Here is a 16,469-nt window from a genome sequence, read left to right as displayed (position 1 = left end):
CACCTGATATCATTTAGTATATTTCATATTTTCTCCTGATTTTAAACGACTTTGAAAATCTTTAATACGACAATCTACTTCAAAGCCATGTATCATCATTTTTTGCATTGGTGCTTGTATAAAATAATAAATTGGCCAAAATACGCGAGGAATATAATCATACAGATGGATATAAACTACTGCAGATTCTTTAATAAACCTAAACTCAAGTTTTCCTTGCGTGACTGCTTTATTTTTAACTAGGCTCCCGTTTATTAATTTTAAAGTTATTATTCCTTCTGCCGTTTCAATTATTTTAAATACCGCAAGCGGTCGTGCTTTATTCTTTATATAAACTTTAACTAAATCTTGTACTTTCTCCGTTTTCACAAATGTTCCTTTTGTATATCCCATCCATGCGATAAAGTGATTAACCAAATGTTGTAGTGTCCATCCTTTTGGCAACGGCACTTTCATTGTTGACCTAACATCATCATATTTAGATACTTGTAACTCTACATTGACCAAAGCGCGTTTAAAAACTAAGTTTGTTGTTTCAACAGTAATACCATATGCCCCTAAACGTTCAATCGTTTCATTATCATATCGACTTCCAGGAATATATATCACTTTTTTAACTTGATTTATAGCAGCTGCTCGACCAAAATTATCTGCTGCAATTAACGTTAAGTCTCTTGCTGAAGACTGGGTTATCTTAGCAGAATTTTTCGTTGGATCTATAAAAAATACTGCAATATCTATTTGATTCATTGCATTTACGACTTGATCGTAGTGATAAATATCACATTGAATCCAAGTCATATCGACATCGTCTGTTTTTTTATTTTCAGGATATTTTGAAATAACATAAAGATCCGCATCGTTTTCAATAACTTCACTTAAATATTTACCGATATATCCCGTTCCACCTGCTAATAAAACTTTAGGTTTCATATAAAATACTCCTTTAAACTGTAACCAAAAAACATATTACTCCACCTTTTAGTCACATATATATTATAATAGTAGCAAATGTTTTAAAATTTCAAAATACTGGAGGCTTTTCATGGCCCATATCATACGAAGAGTTAGTATCAAAGATGTTGAGAACTTTATTTCAATGTTATCAAAAATTTACGACGAATCTCCATATATGTTTTATACACCTGGAGAATATGACCCTAGTGTCACGTCAGCTAGTAAACAATTAGAAGAATATATTACTTCTCCGCATAAAGTCATATTTGTAGCTGAGAGTGATGAACAACTTGTTGGCTTTGCATTTGTTAACACGATGCATTTCAAACGAATTAAACATGTTGCTAAAATCGATTTAGGTGTTAAAAAACTTTACCAACATCGCGGTATTGGTCAAGCGCTTTTAGATGCTATTATGGCATGGTGCTTAAACAATCAAATACATCGCATTGAAGCAAATGTACCACTCAATAATCAGCCTGCACTTGAACTTTTTAAAAGTGCTGATTTTCAAATTGAGGGTGTTTTGAAAGATAAATTATTTATCGACGGTAAATATTATGATGACTACATGATGGCTAAAATTCTTAATTAAAGCTATTTTATCATAATCTTGAATTAGAATCGCATAACAACAATTGTCTATTCACTTTCTACATTCAATTTAAAATGCTAAATTTCAAATTAGAAAATACTTGAGGATTTCGACATGACAAATCAATATATAATAATAAAGCACCACTAATGTGTAATTGATTTATAATCAAATACCTTTAGTGGTGTTTTGCTATTTTTTATTTTTAATTTTCTTTACTAAAGAAATCTTCAAGCTTAAAATCTATATTTGGTAATTTTTCGTAAATCGAACCCTGTCCTTGATTATTTTGATTGTATTTCTCTTCAGATATCAATTTACTTTTACGTTTAATTCCATAATCTTGTACAAAAAGATTATTACTTTTATTAATCTTATAATACGGCACAACATGAGCGCTAAATTTCACACGACGATAAATGAGTTCCATTGCCAATGCGTAATATTTATTTGTTTCGTATAACCATATATGATCTATATAAACCCCTGCGATGACCACATCTTTTAATAATATTCGTACATTTGGTTTAAATGTACTATGCCGATCTAAATAATTTTTATATACCACTCGCTGAATACGTCCACTTACTATTACACGTTTATTTTTAAATGGTTTTAATGATAATCTAGTCATTTCCTTTCACTACCTTATTTCAAATCACTTTGTACTCAATCTATATTTTTATATTTTCGTTTTAAATTCATTTCATATTATCAATTTATTATATCACGTCTGCGATATTTTTTGATTATTTAGTTGTAAAAAGTTATTTTATGTAAAAATACGTATTCCTTCCGAATAAAAAAACTACGTCATCTTAATTGAAATTAATTAAAACGACGTAGCTATGTTCATATGCGTAATCCTAACTGACAACAGTATTTTCTATTAATATGTCTAGATATTGTTAAATGTAATTAATGAGAAGAGATTTGAAAATCTATCTCTATTTTAATTTAACGGATTTAATGGCACCTCATTACCTGGGCTTTCTATTTGAGGCTTCTCTTCGGTTTGAACTCCTGAAGAAGAAGTATTACGACTTAGGAAAAGTAATACTTTTTTGATGTTTTCAATTGATTCAGGTTTATCCAGATGAAATTGGTATTGATGATGTAAATGATGCGTACCATCATAAAACAATGTATCTACAGGCACTCCTAATTCGTCTAACCTTTTACTAAATTCAACGTTTTGACTCTCAAAAGGATCGCTATCTCCTACAGATAAATATGTTGGTGGATAATCACTTGTAGCCTGTTTAACTGTCGACATTTGAGAAATATTTTTAAATCCTTTTTCCCAGTCCTGTTCACCAGTATAGCTTTTCATAAATAACTCTATTCTAGGAAATTCAGTTTTTCTAACAGTTTGCATGTTATAAAAACCACCGAAAAATATAGCTCCTTTAATTTGTGATGGTTTAAAAGCTTGATCAAATTGCATTGCTTTTCTTAAATGATTGTTTGTTTGAATAGCTGTAAATTGACTAGCTAACTGAGCCCCTGCTGAATCACCACCTATGATTACTTGGTCAAAGTCGATTGGTAAATTCATCTTATTTTCTTTAATAAACTTAGTGGCTTGGCTCATTTGGATTAATGGTGTCGGATATTTATACTGTGGTGCTAAAGCATAATTTACATTAACTACGATATAACCTTGTTCAGCAATTTTTGCTAGCAATGGATTTTTATATTGCTTATCACCTGCAATGTACCCACCGCCATGCATCCAAAAAATGACTGGCAATTTAGTATTAGAGGACATATCAGATGGCGTAATAATATCTAACTTGCTATTTGGAAATACTCTGCTATATGTAATATTTTGATAAATGTGCACATTTTTATTCTTAATATTGATTTTATCTTTATTGGATTGATTCTCTATTGTAGCTTGATCATAATGTTGTTTTAAATGAAGTGCTAACAATACACCTACGACAGCTATAATGAGTGCTGTAATTATCGTCCATTTGTTATCTCTATTCATTACATCTTACCTCTCTATTTCTATAGACACTAATGTTAGAAGACTTAGTAAAAATAAAAAGCAATTCGTCTAATATTGAGTAGAGACGAATTGCTTTTAAGGTTAAAACAAAGTGATTCAATTGTAAAGTTTGGAACATCAATCATACACTGTTAAGCAATATGTTTTTTGTCCGCATTTTTACGTTTGAAATATTTTATTATTACAGCTACAACAATAAATAGACCTACATATCCCATTATTGTGTAAAGCTTATTAATTAATTCAGCAAATCCTACGAAACTTAATAAATAACCTGCTACCATCATTACTATAATAAAAATATGATATTTTTTACTATATGGTTCTGTAAAACGCGCAGCAAATGAATACATAAGCCCTAAAATAGTATTATACATAACTGCAAGCATAATAACTGATAGTACCGTTGCTATTAATGGGTGAATGTTATTTGCTAATGTCAAAGTTGGAATTGAAGCATTTTTAATTGTAGGATATTCACTTTGTAAAGCAAAGTTAATTAATGCTAGCAATACAGTATAGATAATACCGCCAAACATTGCACCTGCACCAGACACTGTACGTTTTTCAGTATCTCCACCAATTGCAACAATAGTACTAAAACCTACAGAAAATGCTAAACCACCATAGATTGTACCAAACCAAATACCTTTCCAAATACTTGCATCAGGAACTACTTGATTCACTTCTGCTAGTGACACATGGCCTTTAAATAAATAAACGCCAGCAATTAGTACAACGAGCACAATTAAAAATGGTGTAACAATACCAAGTGCACGTACTATTTTGTTAAAGTCCAATAGCAATGTAATATATATCGCTACTGTCATAATTAAAGCACCTAGCCAAGTAGGTATGTTATAACTTTCTTCAAATGTTGCACCAGCACCTGCAATCATAGTTACAGCGATACCAAATAAGAAGAAAATTAAAATATAATCAAAGATTTTACTAAACTTTTCACCGAATACGTATTGTAGCGTCGATTCATGGTTAGTCGCTTCAAATGCGGTACCAATTTTTGCTACTTGGCGCCCAATAAAAGCTAAAATAAAACCAGATATAATCACACCTAAATAAGCCCACAAGCCATATTTAGTGAAAAATTGCATAACTTCTTGTCCTGTTGAAAATCCTGCGCCCACTACAATGCCGACGTAGGCAAATCCAATTTTTGTTGCTTCCTTATTCATCATCATGTGAAGAATAGACCTCCTTAATTTTGCACAGTGTGCATTATAACGTACTCAAAATTAATTGCAAGTCGCATATGTTCATTTTTATTTTTATAAAATCGCTCAATCCATTCACATTATCACGTTCAATGACATTTAAAATTTTTATAAATTTTTCCTTTTATAATGCTGTCATGCGAAATTTTTATATCCACAAACCTTTCAGAAAAACACTATTTTGAAACCTAATTCAAGATATATTTTCAAATTGATTATACGGCTAAATGATAATCACTTTACCACTACTATTATCTAAATTGACAAAAAAACATTCCATTTATACGGGTTTCATTAAATTCATATCATTGATTTATATCAATTGGATAGCAGTTGTATAATCTTTTAAAATATTGCATAAAAACATTTTAGGATTCATGTTTTTCTAATATCAGGATTTGGGTATTAAAAAAGGCTGGAACCAATGTCCCAACCCAATCAAATGTTAAAACTATTATTAAGCTAATATAATTGAAATAAGATTAACGTGCATTACGTTGGTGCAATTCATTTATATCAACAACAACGTTGTCCATACGTTTGGCAGTATCTTTTAAGACGTTACGAGCAACATTATTATTAGGATCTAATTTTAAAATTTGTTTGGCGATATCAAAAGCCTTCTTATCTGAAATAACAGGTGTTGGTATCGCATGCAATAATAACATTTGTAACAAACTTTTAACTTCTTTGCCGTCAGTAAGTTTTATGGAAGCGTCTGCATGGTAATAAGCAGAATCCAAAGCACCTTCATATTCACTTAGTGGATACACAAGCAATAAAAATGCTAGGTCATGCATTTCAGATGATTCTTCATGTTTAATCATATCTAAAATACATGTATAAAACATCATACTTTCTACTTCATGCGCACTTGAAATATATGCTTCTTCAAATTCCATAAAATCTGTTTCGGACATCAATTGTCGTACTAAATCAAACTCGCCATTCAATACATGTTTTTTTATAAGGTGTTGCATGGCAATGTCCTCCTATTTTCTCCAGATTTTATTAAACATTTACATATATACTATCATATTTTTTATAAAGTTTCATTTGAAAAAGGTTTACTTTTTTCATTATTAGTAAGATTTAACTAAAATGATTGTTTAATTTCGGCTAATGCATCATCGACAGTACCACCAACAGACAATCTTACAGCTGCAATAAAACTTCCTTCAACAATTGGTGCATCAACTTTAATTACACGATAGTCTCCGTCATACATTTCAATTGCCATATCAACATTCATCTCAGATGACCCAATATCGTAAAAACATAATGCATCATCGTCTAAGTCAGTCAAAGCTTCTTGAATTAAATCAAATGAAGTACCAATAGATCCATCTGTCAATCCTCCAAGTGCTAAAATATCAACGTCACCTGCCATTTGTTGTAACAATGCTTTCGTACCATTTGCTATGTCTTTACTATGACTCACTAATATGATTTTAGCCATTATTTTCATCTCCAATCAAAGCGTTTAGTACAAAAACCATACTTTGCGCACCTGGATCAATATACCCTTTTGATTCTTCACCAAAATATGCTGCTCTTCCTTTAGTTGCAACCATATCTTTAGTATTATCAGCTAATTGCTGTAATTGATTCAGCGATAATGTTTCGCCATTTTCAAGCTTTTCAGCAGCACGAGCCACAACATCATACATTGTCTTTTCATTTAAATTAACTTTTCCACGCGCCGAAATTGCTTCTGCAAATGTTTTAATTAAGGTGATAATGTCCTGGTGATTCATATCATCTTTTGCAACGGAAGCCATTTTCACAAAGCTAAATCCATATAATGGTCCTGAAGCCCCTCCTACATTAGATATTAATGCCATACCTGTTGACTTTAGTAGTGCTTGCATTGAACTATCATCAATTTTATCTTTAACATTGCTAAATCCACGAACCATATTTACACCATGGTCACCATCACCTATTGCTCTGTCTAATTCTGTAAGTTCTGATTCATGTGTTTTAAATGTTTCTTCTAATTGTAATAATCGTGTTTTCATATCGTTAACATTCATTTGTGACACCTCGTTAATGTATATTTATTCATTCATATTTGATATCATTTGAAATATCGACTAGTTGTTGGCGCTAAAAATGCTTCTAAATATTCTGGTTTATTAGGTAATATAGTAATTGAAAAGCCTTGCATATCTAGTGATGTCATATAATCACCAACAAACCATTTTGCAACATTAACTTTTCTCGTTACTAAATGATGTTGTATATATTTAGTAACAATATTTAATTCAGATAATGGCGTTCCACCCATACCATTAACCATTAAAATAACATCATCGTAGTTTACTTCTTTAAATAATTCATTAAACAGCGCTTCTACAATATGTTCAACATCTTTCATTTCTTCTCTATGAATACCTTTTTCACCATGTATACCAATTCCAATTTCCATTTTGTCATTTTCAATATCAAAACCATATTTTCCAGTTGTCGGAACAAGTGGTGGTTCAATTGCCATTCCTATACTTTTTATTTCTGGTAAAAATGCTTCCACTCGAGTTTTAATATCTGATAAAGAATGACCTTTCTCGGCAAGGTAACCTGCTAATTTATGCACAAATACTGTACCTGCTACACCTCGACGCTGTTCTTCATTTGCAACAGCGATATCATCTCGAACAATCACTGTCTCTACTTTAATACCTTCCATTTCAGCAAGCTCTTGTGCCATCTCAAAATTCATGACATCTCCAGCATAATTTTTCACAACAAGTAGCACGCCATCTCCAGTATCTACTGCTTTAATCGCTTCTAATATTTTATCTGGAGTAGGTGATGTAAATACTTCGCCACATACTGCTGCATCTAACATTCCTTCAGCAACGAATCCAGCGTGTGCAGGTTCATGTCCGCTTCCACCGCCAGATACAATTGCAACACCATTTTCTTTTTTGGCTTTTTTTACTACAACTGTATTTGCCACCACATCTAGTTCTGGATGTGCAATTAATAGTCCTTCAAGCATATCAGTTAAAAATGTTTCTTTTTTGTTGATTAACTTTTTCATCTTGTTGTACCTCCTTGATATTGTCAGTCATAGTATAAAACAGAATAAATGAATGCGCTATCATAACGAGTTGTAATCCTACCCTTTGTCTTTAAAAGTTTTCTGATATCAAACTACTAACAATTCGTTTTAGTTTCTATACTTCATCATTTGCAAACTAAAAAACTATGAAAAGTCTTTTGATAAAGACCTTTCATAGTTTTATTGTTTTAATGACACTATACATTTTTTGTTTTGTACATTAAATATAAGAAATATGGTGCACCAATGATTGCTACAACAATACCGGCTGGTATTCCGCCCGGTTGCAATGCAATTTTACCAATTGTATCTGCTATAACTAGTAGACATGCACCAACTAAAATTGCTATAGGTAAAAACAATTGATGGCGTGGTCCAACGATACGCTTCGCTATATGCGGTCCCATTAAGCCAATAAATGAGATTGAACCTGCCACTGCAACAGCCGCAGATGATAGCGTTACTGCTATAAAGAATAAAATTAACCTTTCTCTGCTTAATTTTACACCTAGTCCACGTGCAATGTTATCACCTGTATGAATAATATTAAGTGTATTAGATTTAATTAATAGATATGGAATAATGATGATAATCCAAGGTAAAAAAGCAATAACGAACGGCCATTCATCACCCCAAATATTACCAGCAAACCACGCAGCAATAAATTCAGATTGATTGTCATCAAATTTAGACATAATTGTAATTGAGCCGCCATATAATGCGGTTTGTAATCCTACACCGATTAATACCATACTTGCAGGTGTTACGCCTTCATTTTTATTAAAACTGAAAATAAAAATAATCAGGGCTGTAGTAATTCCACCTAATATACTAATTAGAGGTAATACATAGACGAAATTATCAGCATTAATTTTACCAATCGCAATAAATAATGCAATGGCAAAACCACCACCTGCATTGATACCTAGTATTCCAGGTTCAGCGATTGGATTCTTCGTAACACTTTGCACAATAGCACCACTTATACTCAGTGCAGCACCAGCTAAAATTGTAATTAACATTCTAGGTAATCTAAAATCTAGTAAGATTAATTCATCTGTAGGATCACCTTGTCCAATTAATGTTTTGAAAAATCTCTCGACAGGAATATTGTATTCCCCAGAAGTAATACTCCAAGTGCATCCTAAAAACAGCAGAACGCTAAATACAACTAGAGCAATCCATTGCTTACGTATATTATTTGAATTTATCATATTGTGCGTCCTCCTTTTTTAACTAAATATAAAAAGTAAGGAACGCCAATAAATGAAATAATTGCACCAACTGGCGCTTCTCCTAGATAGCGAGCTATAACATCAGCAACTAATACAAGTAATCCACCTAATAGTGCTGTTAATGGAAGTATTTTAGTATAATCTGTTCCAATTAAAAATCGTGCTATATGCGGTACCATTAAGCCTACAAAAGCGACTTGACCCGCAATTGCAACTGAAATGCCTGCAAGAATCATAGCAATAATCAAGCATATCCCTCTTATTACTGTTACATTTTGACCAAGTCCTGTGGCTAATGATTCACCAAGATTTAAAATAGTTAACTGCTTGCTAAACATTAATATAACGAGTAGCGCTACACCTATTAAAGGGATTGCCCACTTAAGGTGCGTCCATGTCGTGCCTGCTACACCACCAGCAGTCCAGAATGTGACAGTCTGATTTAGTCTAAATGCTAATGCAATACCTTGACTTAGCGCAGTTAACATTGCACTTACAGCTGCACCTGCTAAAATTATTCGCATCGGGTTAAACCCGTCACGTCTCGAACGTCCCATCATTAAAACGATGGCACCACCTAAAATTGCGCCTAAAAATCCTGCAAACATCAGTACTAAAAACGAAGTACCTGGTAAAAGTGCATAGGTTAATGCTAGCGCAAAGGATGCCCCCGAATTTAAACCTATTAGTGCTGGATCAGCAAGACCATTTCGAGTAACACCTTGTATAATTGCCCCAGAAACCGCCAATGCCATACCTACAATGACTGCTGCAATATTTCTCGGAATTCTAATTTCATTGATAACATTTTGTTGCTGATTAGTAGGATCATAATTAAAAACAGCCTCTAAAATTGTAGAGGCTTGAATTTTGGCATCACCTAATAATGTGGAGATAAATAATGCTATTACTAATAAAATGCTCAAACCTATTACATAGGTTATGAACTTTAATGAGGTTTGATTCTCTCTATTTGTCATTTTTATTTTCCTTTTAATCATATTAACTTATTTAAGAATAAGCTCTGCGACATAAATCATAAGTTACAAGTAAAGGTTTACCAGTTTTTGGATCTTTACTTAATACGACATCAATGTTGAAAACTTTTTCTAAAATCTCTTGTGTTAATACGTCTTCTGTAGAACCATGCGCAACAATATCACCAGATTTCATTGCAATAAGATGGTCTGAGAATCGAATGGCTTGATTAATATCATGCAATACCATGACTATTGTACAACCTTGCTCCTGATTTAACTTTTGAACTAATTCAAGGATTTCTAACTGGTGACAAATATCTAAATAAGTTGTTGGTTCATCTAAAAAGATAATGTCAGTTCTTTGAGCTAAAGCCATCGCAATCCACACGCGTTGTCTCTGACCACCACTTAAATCATTAATTGAACGATGACGAAACGCATCCGTACCTGTCACTTCCATTGCCCAATCAATTTCTTTTTTATCTTCTTCTGTTAACCTACCAAATCCTTTTTGATGAGGGAAGCGTCCATATGACACTAATTCTCCGACTGTTAAGCCATCTGCTACTTCAGGTGATTGAGGTAAAATAGCAATTTTTTTAGCAATTTCTTTAGTAGATTGTGTATGAATGTTTTGTCCATCTAAAAATACTTCGCCTTCTTTAACTGCTAATAGACGTGACAAAGCTTTTAATAAAGTTGATTTTCCACAACCATTAGGACCAATAATGGACGTAACTTTTCCATCTGGAATTTCAACATCTAATTTATTTATAATCGTGCTATCCCCATAACCAATTTTAACTTGTTGTCCATGCAAGCGACTCATAATTTCCCTACTTTCATTAAAAATACTTTATCTTTATATAATGATTTCTATTTAAATTTTTATATTATCAAGGATACCCCAATTGATAATGATTATCATGAACATCATTATAACATTTTTCATTCTTAATGACTAACATTACTTTTTAACTTGATAAATCAACTTGCATTATACTTTTCTAATAATTGTATATACAAAGAAGCCACAGCAAGTTGATTGCATATGATAACTTTGCTGTGGCACTATATTTAATATGATTCGAAATTTTATTTATTCATCTGCAAGAAAACCATTTCCATAAACATCACGTACATCATGTATAACTAAGAAGGCATCTTTATCAATGTTTTTAATCAAACGTTTAGCTTTTGATACTTGCGTTTTAGAAATAACAACATATAATACATCTTTTTCTTCACGAGTATAGTATCCGTGGCCGTTTAAAATTGTTAAACCTCTACCAATTTGTTCATCAATCGCTTTAGCTAGTTTATCAGGATTTGTAGAGATAATTGTCATCGCTTTTTTCGTATTTAAACCTTCAATGACATATTCCATTACTTTTGTACCTATATAAAGTGAGATTACAGTTACTAATACTTTGTCGAGTGGAATAACTGTAAGTGAAATTGCTACAACAATCATATCAAAAAAGAGCAAGGCATATGGTGTGCTTACATCTAGATATTTCGTAGCAATTCTCGCCAAAATCGTTGTTCCAGCTGTAGTACCTCCTGCTAGTATAATCACTCCGATTCCTAATCCAACACTTAAACCACCAAAAATAGCATTTACAATACTATTCCCAGTTTCGACTTGCCATGATTCGGTTAAACTCAAGAAGATCGAGATGAGTACTGTAACTAAAATTGTTAAATACATACTTCTTTTACTTAAAAATTTGTAACCAATTGCAATTAATACTGCATTTACCACAAAGTTTGTGATGGCTGGCGAAAGATGAAATGCATAATATAAAATAATTGCTAAACCGGTAACCCCGCCTTCACCTAAGTTACCAGAAATAATAAATGCATTCACACCAGCAGCAAAGATAAATGAACCTAAGACAACTAGAATTAAATCTTTAACTGTTTTATTCACGAAACCATCCCCTTTGTTTTTATTAGACTATAAAAATAGTAGCACATCAAAAATACTGTCACAACTCTATTAAAGTAGTTCCTTGAAATAGAGGCAACTTAATTTAATTTTGTTTTGTATGTTTGAATCAATTAAATATGACGTGCAATATAATAATTGAAAATATTCTGAATTTTTAATTTACTTTCATTTCATTCTCTGCTATAATGTTTTTAACTTCTTCAATAGAGAAGTTATCTCCTTTGTGTTGTTTATAATAACAAAACAAATTTTGCTCGAAGTACTATGACTGTACCTAGTCCTTACTGTCATATGTACAATAATATTCATTTCCCATAAAAGCCAAGTGTATTACCATGTACACTTGGTTTTTATAATGTTTAATTTAAATACTTTTAAGAATCCTCCCACCTATTCTTAAACTGTTATTCCACATAAAAAACCCAAGTGAAATCATCTATATCAATGTCTGATTACACTTGGATTTGCTTATTTTTTAATATGCATTAACGCCGTAATACATTAATTAATTCATCAATACATTACCATGCAAATAAACCAACGAATGCTGCTGTTAATAATGAAACTAGGATACCTGATAACAACATCATAGGAACATATTTAGATACAAAATCTGATGTCTTCTTATCGACTATACCTTTCAATGTACCAATTATCATACCAATCGTTGAGAAGTTTGCAAATGAAATTAAGAATGTTGTAATAACTGCACGATGGTGTGGTGTATATGAAGCGATATCTTTAGATATTTCGCCCATCACAACAAATTCATTTGTGACAATTTTCTTAGCCATTTGTTGTGCTACTAACCACGCTTCATCAAATGGTAAACCTAGTAATAGCGCAAATGGATACATAAATACACCTAAAATTTGATCAAGACCAAAACTTCCTTTTATGCCAATCCATCCAGCTACTAATCCTGTAATCAAGTTTATAAGTCGATCAAAAAGATCGGCTAATGCTACAAAACTGATAACAAATGCGATGATAATTAATACTAATTTACCCGCTGCTAGAACTGAATCACCTAAGAATGAGAAGAACGGCTGACGTTCTATTTCATTATTTTTAAGGCTGTATATTATATCTTCTTTTTCTTCTACGCTTACAGGGTTTAATAAACATGCCACAATAATCGCGTTAACGATATTTAGTGGTATCGCTGTTAATACAAGTTCGCCTGGTACCATTTGCACATATGCACCTACAATAGCCCCAGATACAGAACTCATCGACATCATTGCAATAGTTAACACACGCATTTCATTCATGCGCTTTAATTGTTCACTTGATACTGCTAAAGCTTCTGTATTTCCTAAAAACATCATTTCTATCCCAAAGAATGACTCAAATTTAGGTTGTCTTGTTACTTTAGCTAGTAACCAACCGATACCCCCAATAATTTTCGGTAAAATATTAAAGTACATTAAGATATCGAATAATGGCACAATTAATAAAATTGGAAACAAAGCTGTAACTGCCATATCCATCATTTTAACGTTTATAAAACTTGCAAATGCGAAACCTGTGCCGGCATGTGCAGATTGAACTACCCATGCGATACCATTAGCTGCACCTTTAACTACTATTTGACCCCACTCAAAATAAATAAAGAACCATGCTAAAAACAGGTTTAAAACAACTAAGATCCCAATTGATGTCCATTGAATATTTTTGCGATCTCTTGAAAAGAGTACCGCAATACCAAGAAATACAATTAGACCAATAATGTTGATTAATAAAAACATTTGGCACCCACCTATGATTTAATTTTTTAAAAATTTAGAAACATTGAAATATCAAATATCTGAACCTTGAACTATATAATCGGTTGATTTACACGTGCTATGTAATTTATGAAAAATTACGACATTGGGTTACAGTTTTAATATATGTATGTTTGCTTACAACTTGTATTATACCACGCGTCATTTTTTCTTAAAATAACGATTTCATTTATTTAATAATTAAAATGTCACTCTACTTAAAAATATTTAAAACAGACAAAAGCTTGAAGCAAATTGTAAACATTTTCAACCAATAAAGTTTAATAACTTTACTATATTAGTTGTATTCATGCTTTTGCTCCAAGCTTAGTATTATAATTATATGAAATTAATCTGTTAATTTTTGAGACACAACGAAGTTTTTATATTTATCATGTGATGCCATTAACTCTGAATGTGTACCTTTACCAGTAACTTGTCCTTTATCCAAGAATATAATTTGACCTGCTTTTTTAATTGTAGATAAACGATGGGCAATAACAATTGTCGTTCTACCTTCCATTAATGTTTCTAATGCTTCTTGGATTTTCAATTCACTTTCACTGTCGAGATTTGCTGTTGCTTCATCGAGCAGTAAGATGTCTGGATTTTTCACAAAACTTCTAGCAATATCAATACGTTGACGTTGACCCCCTGAAAGTTTCAAACCACGTTCACCCACGAGTGTGTCGTAACCTTCATCAAATTGCATAATAAAATCATGACAGTTTGCTAGTTTAGCATAGTTAATTAGTTCCTCATCAGTTACATGTCGATTGATACCGTATAAAATATTATCTCTAATTGTGCCATTCATCATCGAATTAGATTGCATAACATATCCAATTTTACGACGCCATTTAGATAATGGAATATCATATACACTTTCAAGTCCATATTTAATATCTCCTGATTCAATTTCATACATACGTTCTATCAAATTGAATATTGTACTTTTACCAGAACCTGATGGTCCTACAAAAGCACTGACTTGTCCTTGAGGAATTTGGAATGATACGTCATCCAAAATTTTCTTAACATCATATTTAAAGTCTACATGTTCAAATGACAATACGCCATCATCTATTAAGACATTTTTAGAATCCTCAAGATCTTCCGTTGGTTCTATTGGCTCTTGCATTATTTCATAAATTCTACTACTTGCACCAACAGCTTTTTTATAATCTGTAACTAATGTTGATAAATTAATCAGCGGCATAGACAATTGAATAACATAAAATATCATTGCGATTAAAGTACCTGCAGTGATAGCCCCTGTCGCAATTTCTAATGCACCAAACCCTAAAATAATCGCAATGGTTAATAGCATAACGATTCCTGAAATTGGTTGTACAACTGCTGCAATTTTAGCCTGTTTTAAACCTAATTTATAGATTTCATTAAGATTTTTATGGGCATTATCCAATTCAAGTCTCTCTGTATTTGATATTTTAACTAGTCTCATTTCAGTAAGCACTCGACCTAGCAACCCACTAAAGTTTGCAATTTCTGATTGTGTACTTGTTGAAATCTTTTGCATTACACGACCCAAAGGAATCATAATAAGCACAAAAATCGGAATTGTTATAAATGTTAATAGTGTCATTTTCCAATCTAAAATAAACAACATAATTAACGATCCAATTAAAGTAACAATTGATGGTAACAAGTTAGGAAGCTTTTGCGAAATAAATTCGTTAATCACTTTTGTATCGTCAGTTAAACGACTCATTAATTGTCCACTTTCATTTTTATCAAAAAATGGCATTTTTAATTGTATAATATGTTCCCATAAAACTGAGCGAATTGCATAAATAATCTTTTCACCAATTTTACTTAATAAATATAAACCTAATCCACTTAATAACGCATTGAGGACAAAGATACCACCAAACAATGCGATTAGATTCCAATTGATATGACTCACGGAAAACTTATCTACAATTCGTCCAGTAAACAGTGGTACTAATAGTCCACTTAAACTCCCTAGTGATGAAATAGTGATAGCTGCAACGATAAGACCCACTGGCCATGTAAGTTTTTTAAATAAGAAAAACAATGGATTTTCTCGTTTCATAGTAATACCTCTTCTGTTTGAAATTTATAGTTCATTAATGTTAGATAGATACATGTAATCCTATCAATTTCTTTTCTCCCAATAATTTTTTAAAAATACAATAAAGCGTTGCCCCAAAATACCGTTCATAACATTTATATGGTAGAATATTTCTATTGCAATTTTTGTAATACAACATACATAGCTGTTATTACTATATGAAAATTAATCGCTTTTAAGTAATTTTGTTCTTCGTATAAACATTATAACACCTTTAGCTACACGAGTAATATAATTGAATTATTTTTTCAAATTAACTGTAAAAAACTTAATTTACAGCAATTTAATTTACGGGGAGTAACATCACGTCTAGGACATAAAGCAATGTTCTAAGCTCTACAATATATTTGAGCAGTAGTTGACTGAATAAAAACGTACTTGTAACAAGCTATTTTCAATACAAGCGGGGCCCCAACACAGAGAAATTAGATCCACAATTTCATCAGGCAATGCAAGTTGGCGGGGCCCCAACACAGAAGCTGACGGAAAGTTATCTGACATTAATGTGCAAGTTGGCGGGGCCCCAACACAGAAGCTGACGAAAAGT

16 protein-coding genes are annotated in these 16,469 nt (G+C 32.0%); 1 reads left to right on the top strand and 15 read right to left on the bottom strand.

All coding sequences use genetic code 11. The features are described 5' to 3' along the window. Positions 1-9 precede the first annotated feature (9 nt). Positions 10-933 (bottom strand): auxiliary protein GraX/ApsX, encoded by a 924-nt coding sequence (graX, locus tag SAMSHR1132_RS03190; protein ID WP_000802943.1) that lies wholly within the window; start codon positions 931-933, stop codon positions 10-12. A gap of 112 nt (positions 934-1,045) precedes the next feature. Here graX and SAMSHR1132_RS03185 point away from each other — a divergent pair, with 112 nt between their 5' ends. Beyond that, a complete protein-coding gene (locus tag SAMSHR1132_RS03185; protein ID WP_000940136.1) occupies positions 1,046-1,552 on the top strand; it encodes a GNAT family N-acetyltransferase in 507 nt (168 codons plus the stop codon). Positions 1,553-1,757: 205 nt separating this feature from the next. Here the strand turns inward: SAMSHR1132_RS03185 and SAMSHR1132_RS03180 are convergent, their stop codons facing one another. The 14 genes from SAMSHR1132_RS03180 to SAMSHR1132_RS03115 all read right to left on the bottom strand — a co-directional run bounded on the left by SAMSHR1132_RS03180 (position 1,758) and on the right by SAMSHR1132_RS03115 (position 15,883). Then, positions 1,758-2,186: a hypothetical protein gene (locus tag SAMSHR1132_RS03180; protein WP_000197549.1), complete on the bottom strand. Its 429-nt coding sequence runs from the start codon at positions 2,184-2,186 to the stop codon at positions 1,758-1,760. A 318-nt stretch (positions 2,187-2,504) separates the two neighbouring features. Then, positions 2,505-3,548, bottom strand: a complete 1,044-nt coding sequence (locus SAMSHR1132_RS03175) for an alpha/beta hydrolase (protein ID WP_001078079.1) — start codon at positions 3,546-3,548, stop codon at positions 2,505-2,507. 152 nt (positions 3,549-3,700) lie between these two features. After that, entirely contained in the window at positions 3,701-4,768 is a 1,068-nt protein-coding gene (locus SAMSHR1132_RS03170) for a YkvI family membrane protein (RefSeq protein ID WP_000980135.1), read from the bottom strand. Between the two features lie 515 nt (positions 4,769-5,283). Beyond that, on the bottom strand, positions 5,284-5,781 hold the full coding sequence (locus SAMSHR1132_RS03165; RefSeq protein ID WP_001164083.1) for a hypothetical protein: 498 nt from the start codon (positions 5,779-5,781) through the stop codon (positions 5,284-5,286). 116 nt (positions 5,782-5,897) lie between these two features. Next, positions 5,898-6,260 carry a dihydroxyacetone kinase phosphoryl donor subunit DhaM gene (dhaM, locus tag SAMSHR1132_RS03160; protein ID WP_001062612.1) on the bottom strand — a complete coding sequence of 121 codons (363 nt, stop codon included), beginning with the start codon at positions 6,258-6,260 and terminating at the stop codon, positions 5,898-5,900. After that, entirely contained in the window at positions 6,253-6,837 is a 585-nt protein-coding gene (gene dhaL / locus SAMSHR1132_RS03155; RefSeq protein ID WP_001102074.1) for a dihydroxyacetone kinase subunit DhaL, read from the bottom strand. Before dhaL ends, dhaM begins: the two co-directional genes overlap by 8 nt. A 44-nt stretch (positions 6,838-6,881) precedes the next feature. Continuing rightward, the gene (gene dhaK, locus SAMSHR1132_RS03150; protein WP_000733756.1) at positions 6,882-7,847 is read right to left on the bottom strand and encodes a dihydroxyacetone kinase subunit DhaK; all 966 of its coding nucleotides are present in this window, start codon (positions 7,845-7,847) and stop codon (positions 6,882-6,884) included. Positions 7,848-8,065: 218 nt separating this feature from the next. Then, complete coding sequence (locus SAMSHR1132_RS03145; protein WP_000610886.1) at positions 8,066-9,082, bottom strand: FecCD family ABC transporter permease; 1,017 nt, start codon at positions 9,080-9,082, stop codon at positions 8,066-8,068. Beyond that, a complete protein-coding gene (locus tag SAMSHR1132_RS03140; RefSeq protein ID WP_000184751.1) occupies positions 9,079-10,083 on the bottom strand; it encodes a FecCD family ABC transporter permease in 1,005 nt (334 codons plus the stop codon). The genes SAMSHR1132_RS03145 and SAMSHR1132_RS03140 overlap by 4 nt, the downstream gene beginning before the upstream one ends. Positions 10,084-10,114: 31 nt before the next feature. Further along, the gene (locus SAMSHR1132_RS03135) at positions 10,115-10,912 is read right to left on the bottom strand and encodes an ABC transporter ATP-binding protein (protein WP_000088638.1); all 798 of its coding nucleotides are present in this window, start codon (positions 10,910-10,912) and stop codon (positions 10,115-10,117) included. A 270-nt stretch (positions 10,913-11,182) separates the two neighbouring features. Continuing rightward, positions 11,183-12,016 carry a YitT family protein gene (locus tag SAMSHR1132_RS03130; RefSeq protein WP_001044670.1) on the bottom strand — a complete coding sequence of 278 codons (834 nt, stop codon included), beginning with the start codon at positions 12,014-12,016 and terminating at the stop codon, positions 11,183-11,185. Positions 12,017-12,191: 175 nt separating this feature from the next. Then, entirely contained in the window at positions 12,192-12,284 is a 93-nt protein-coding gene (locus SAMSHR1132_RS03125) for a hypothetical protein (protein WP_031787475.1), read from the bottom strand. Between the two features lie 274 nt (positions 12,285-12,558). After that, on the bottom strand, positions 12,559-13,788 hold the full coding sequence (locus SAMSHR1132_RS03120; RefSeq protein WP_000479287.1) for a NupC/NupG family nucleoside CNT transporter: 1,230 nt from the start codon (positions 13,786-13,788) through the stop codon (positions 12,559-12,561). A 367-nt stretch (positions 13,789-14,155) separates the two neighbouring features. After that, positions 14,156-15,883 carry an ABC transporter ATP-binding protein gene (locus tag SAMSHR1132_RS03115; RefSeq protein WP_000817961.1) on the bottom strand — a complete coding sequence of 576 codons (1,728 nt, stop codon included), beginning with the start codon at positions 15,881-15,883 and terminating at the stop codon, positions 14,156-14,158. Positions 15,884-16,469: the final 586 nt, after the last annotated feature.

The organism is Staphylococcus argenteus (genome assembly GCF_000236925.1).
Taxonomy (GTDB): domain Bacteria; phylum Bacillota; class Bacilli; order Staphylococcales; family Staphylococcaceae; genus Staphylococcus; species Staphylococcus argenteus.
Note: the sequence above shows the minus strand (reverse complement) of the source record. Positions and strands in the feature narration are given on the sequence as shown.

Coding starts and splice junctions, on each gene's coding strand:
- SAMSHR1132_RS03180 (WP_000197549.1), bottom strand. CDS start 2,186: ATGACTAGATTATCATTAAAACCATTTAAAAATAAACGTGTAATAGTA.
- SAMSHR1132_RS03115 (WP_000817961.1), bottom strand. CDS start 15,883: ATGAAACGAGAAAATCCATTGTTTTTCTTATTTAAAAAACTTACATGG.
- graX (WP_000802943.1), bottom strand. CDS start 933: ATGAAACCTAAAGTTTTATTAGCAGGTGGAACGGGATATATCGGTAAA.
- SAMSHR1132_RS03170 (WP_000980135.1), bottom strand. CDS start 4,768: ATGATGATGAATAAGGAAGCAACAAAAATTGGATTTGCCTACGTCGGC.
- SAMSHR1132_RS03145 (WP_000610886.1), bottom strand. CDS start 9,082: ATGATAAATTCAAATAATATACGTAAGCAATGGATTGCTCTAGTTGTA.
- SAMSHR1132_RS03120 (WP_000479287.1), bottom strand. CDS start 13,788: ATGTTTTTATTAATCAACATTATTGGTCTAATTGTATTTCTTGGTATT.
- dhaL (WP_001102074.1), bottom strand. CDS start 6,837: ATGAATGTTAACGATATGAAAACACGATTATTACAATTAGAAGAAACA.
- SAMSHR1132_RS03175 (WP_001078079.1), bottom strand. CDS start 3,548: ATGAATAGAGATAACAAATGGACGATAATTACAGCACTCATTATAGCT.
- SAMSHR1132_RS03165 (WP_001164083.1), bottom strand. CDS start 5,781: ATGCAACACCTTATAAAAAAACATGTATTGAATGGCGAGTTTGATTTA.
- dhaM (WP_001062612.1), bottom strand. CDS start 6,260: ATGGCTAAAATCATATTAGTGAGTCATAGTAAAGACATAGCAAATGGT.
- SAMSHR1132_RS03140 (WP_000184751.1), bottom strand. CDS start 10,083: ATGACAAATAGAGAGAATCAAACCTCATTAAAGTTCATAACCTATGTA.
- dhaK (WP_000733756.1), bottom strand. CDS start 7,847: ATGAAAAAGTTAATCAACAAAAAAGAAACATTTTTAACTGATATGCTT.
- SAMSHR1132_RS03135 (WP_000088638.1), bottom strand. CDS start 10,912: ATGAGTCGCTTGCATGGACAACAAGTTAAAATTGGTTATGGGGATAGC.
- SAMSHR1132_RS03185 (WP_000940136.1), top strand. CDS start 1,046: ATGGCCCATATCATACGAAGAGTTAGTATCAAAGATGTTGAGAACTTT.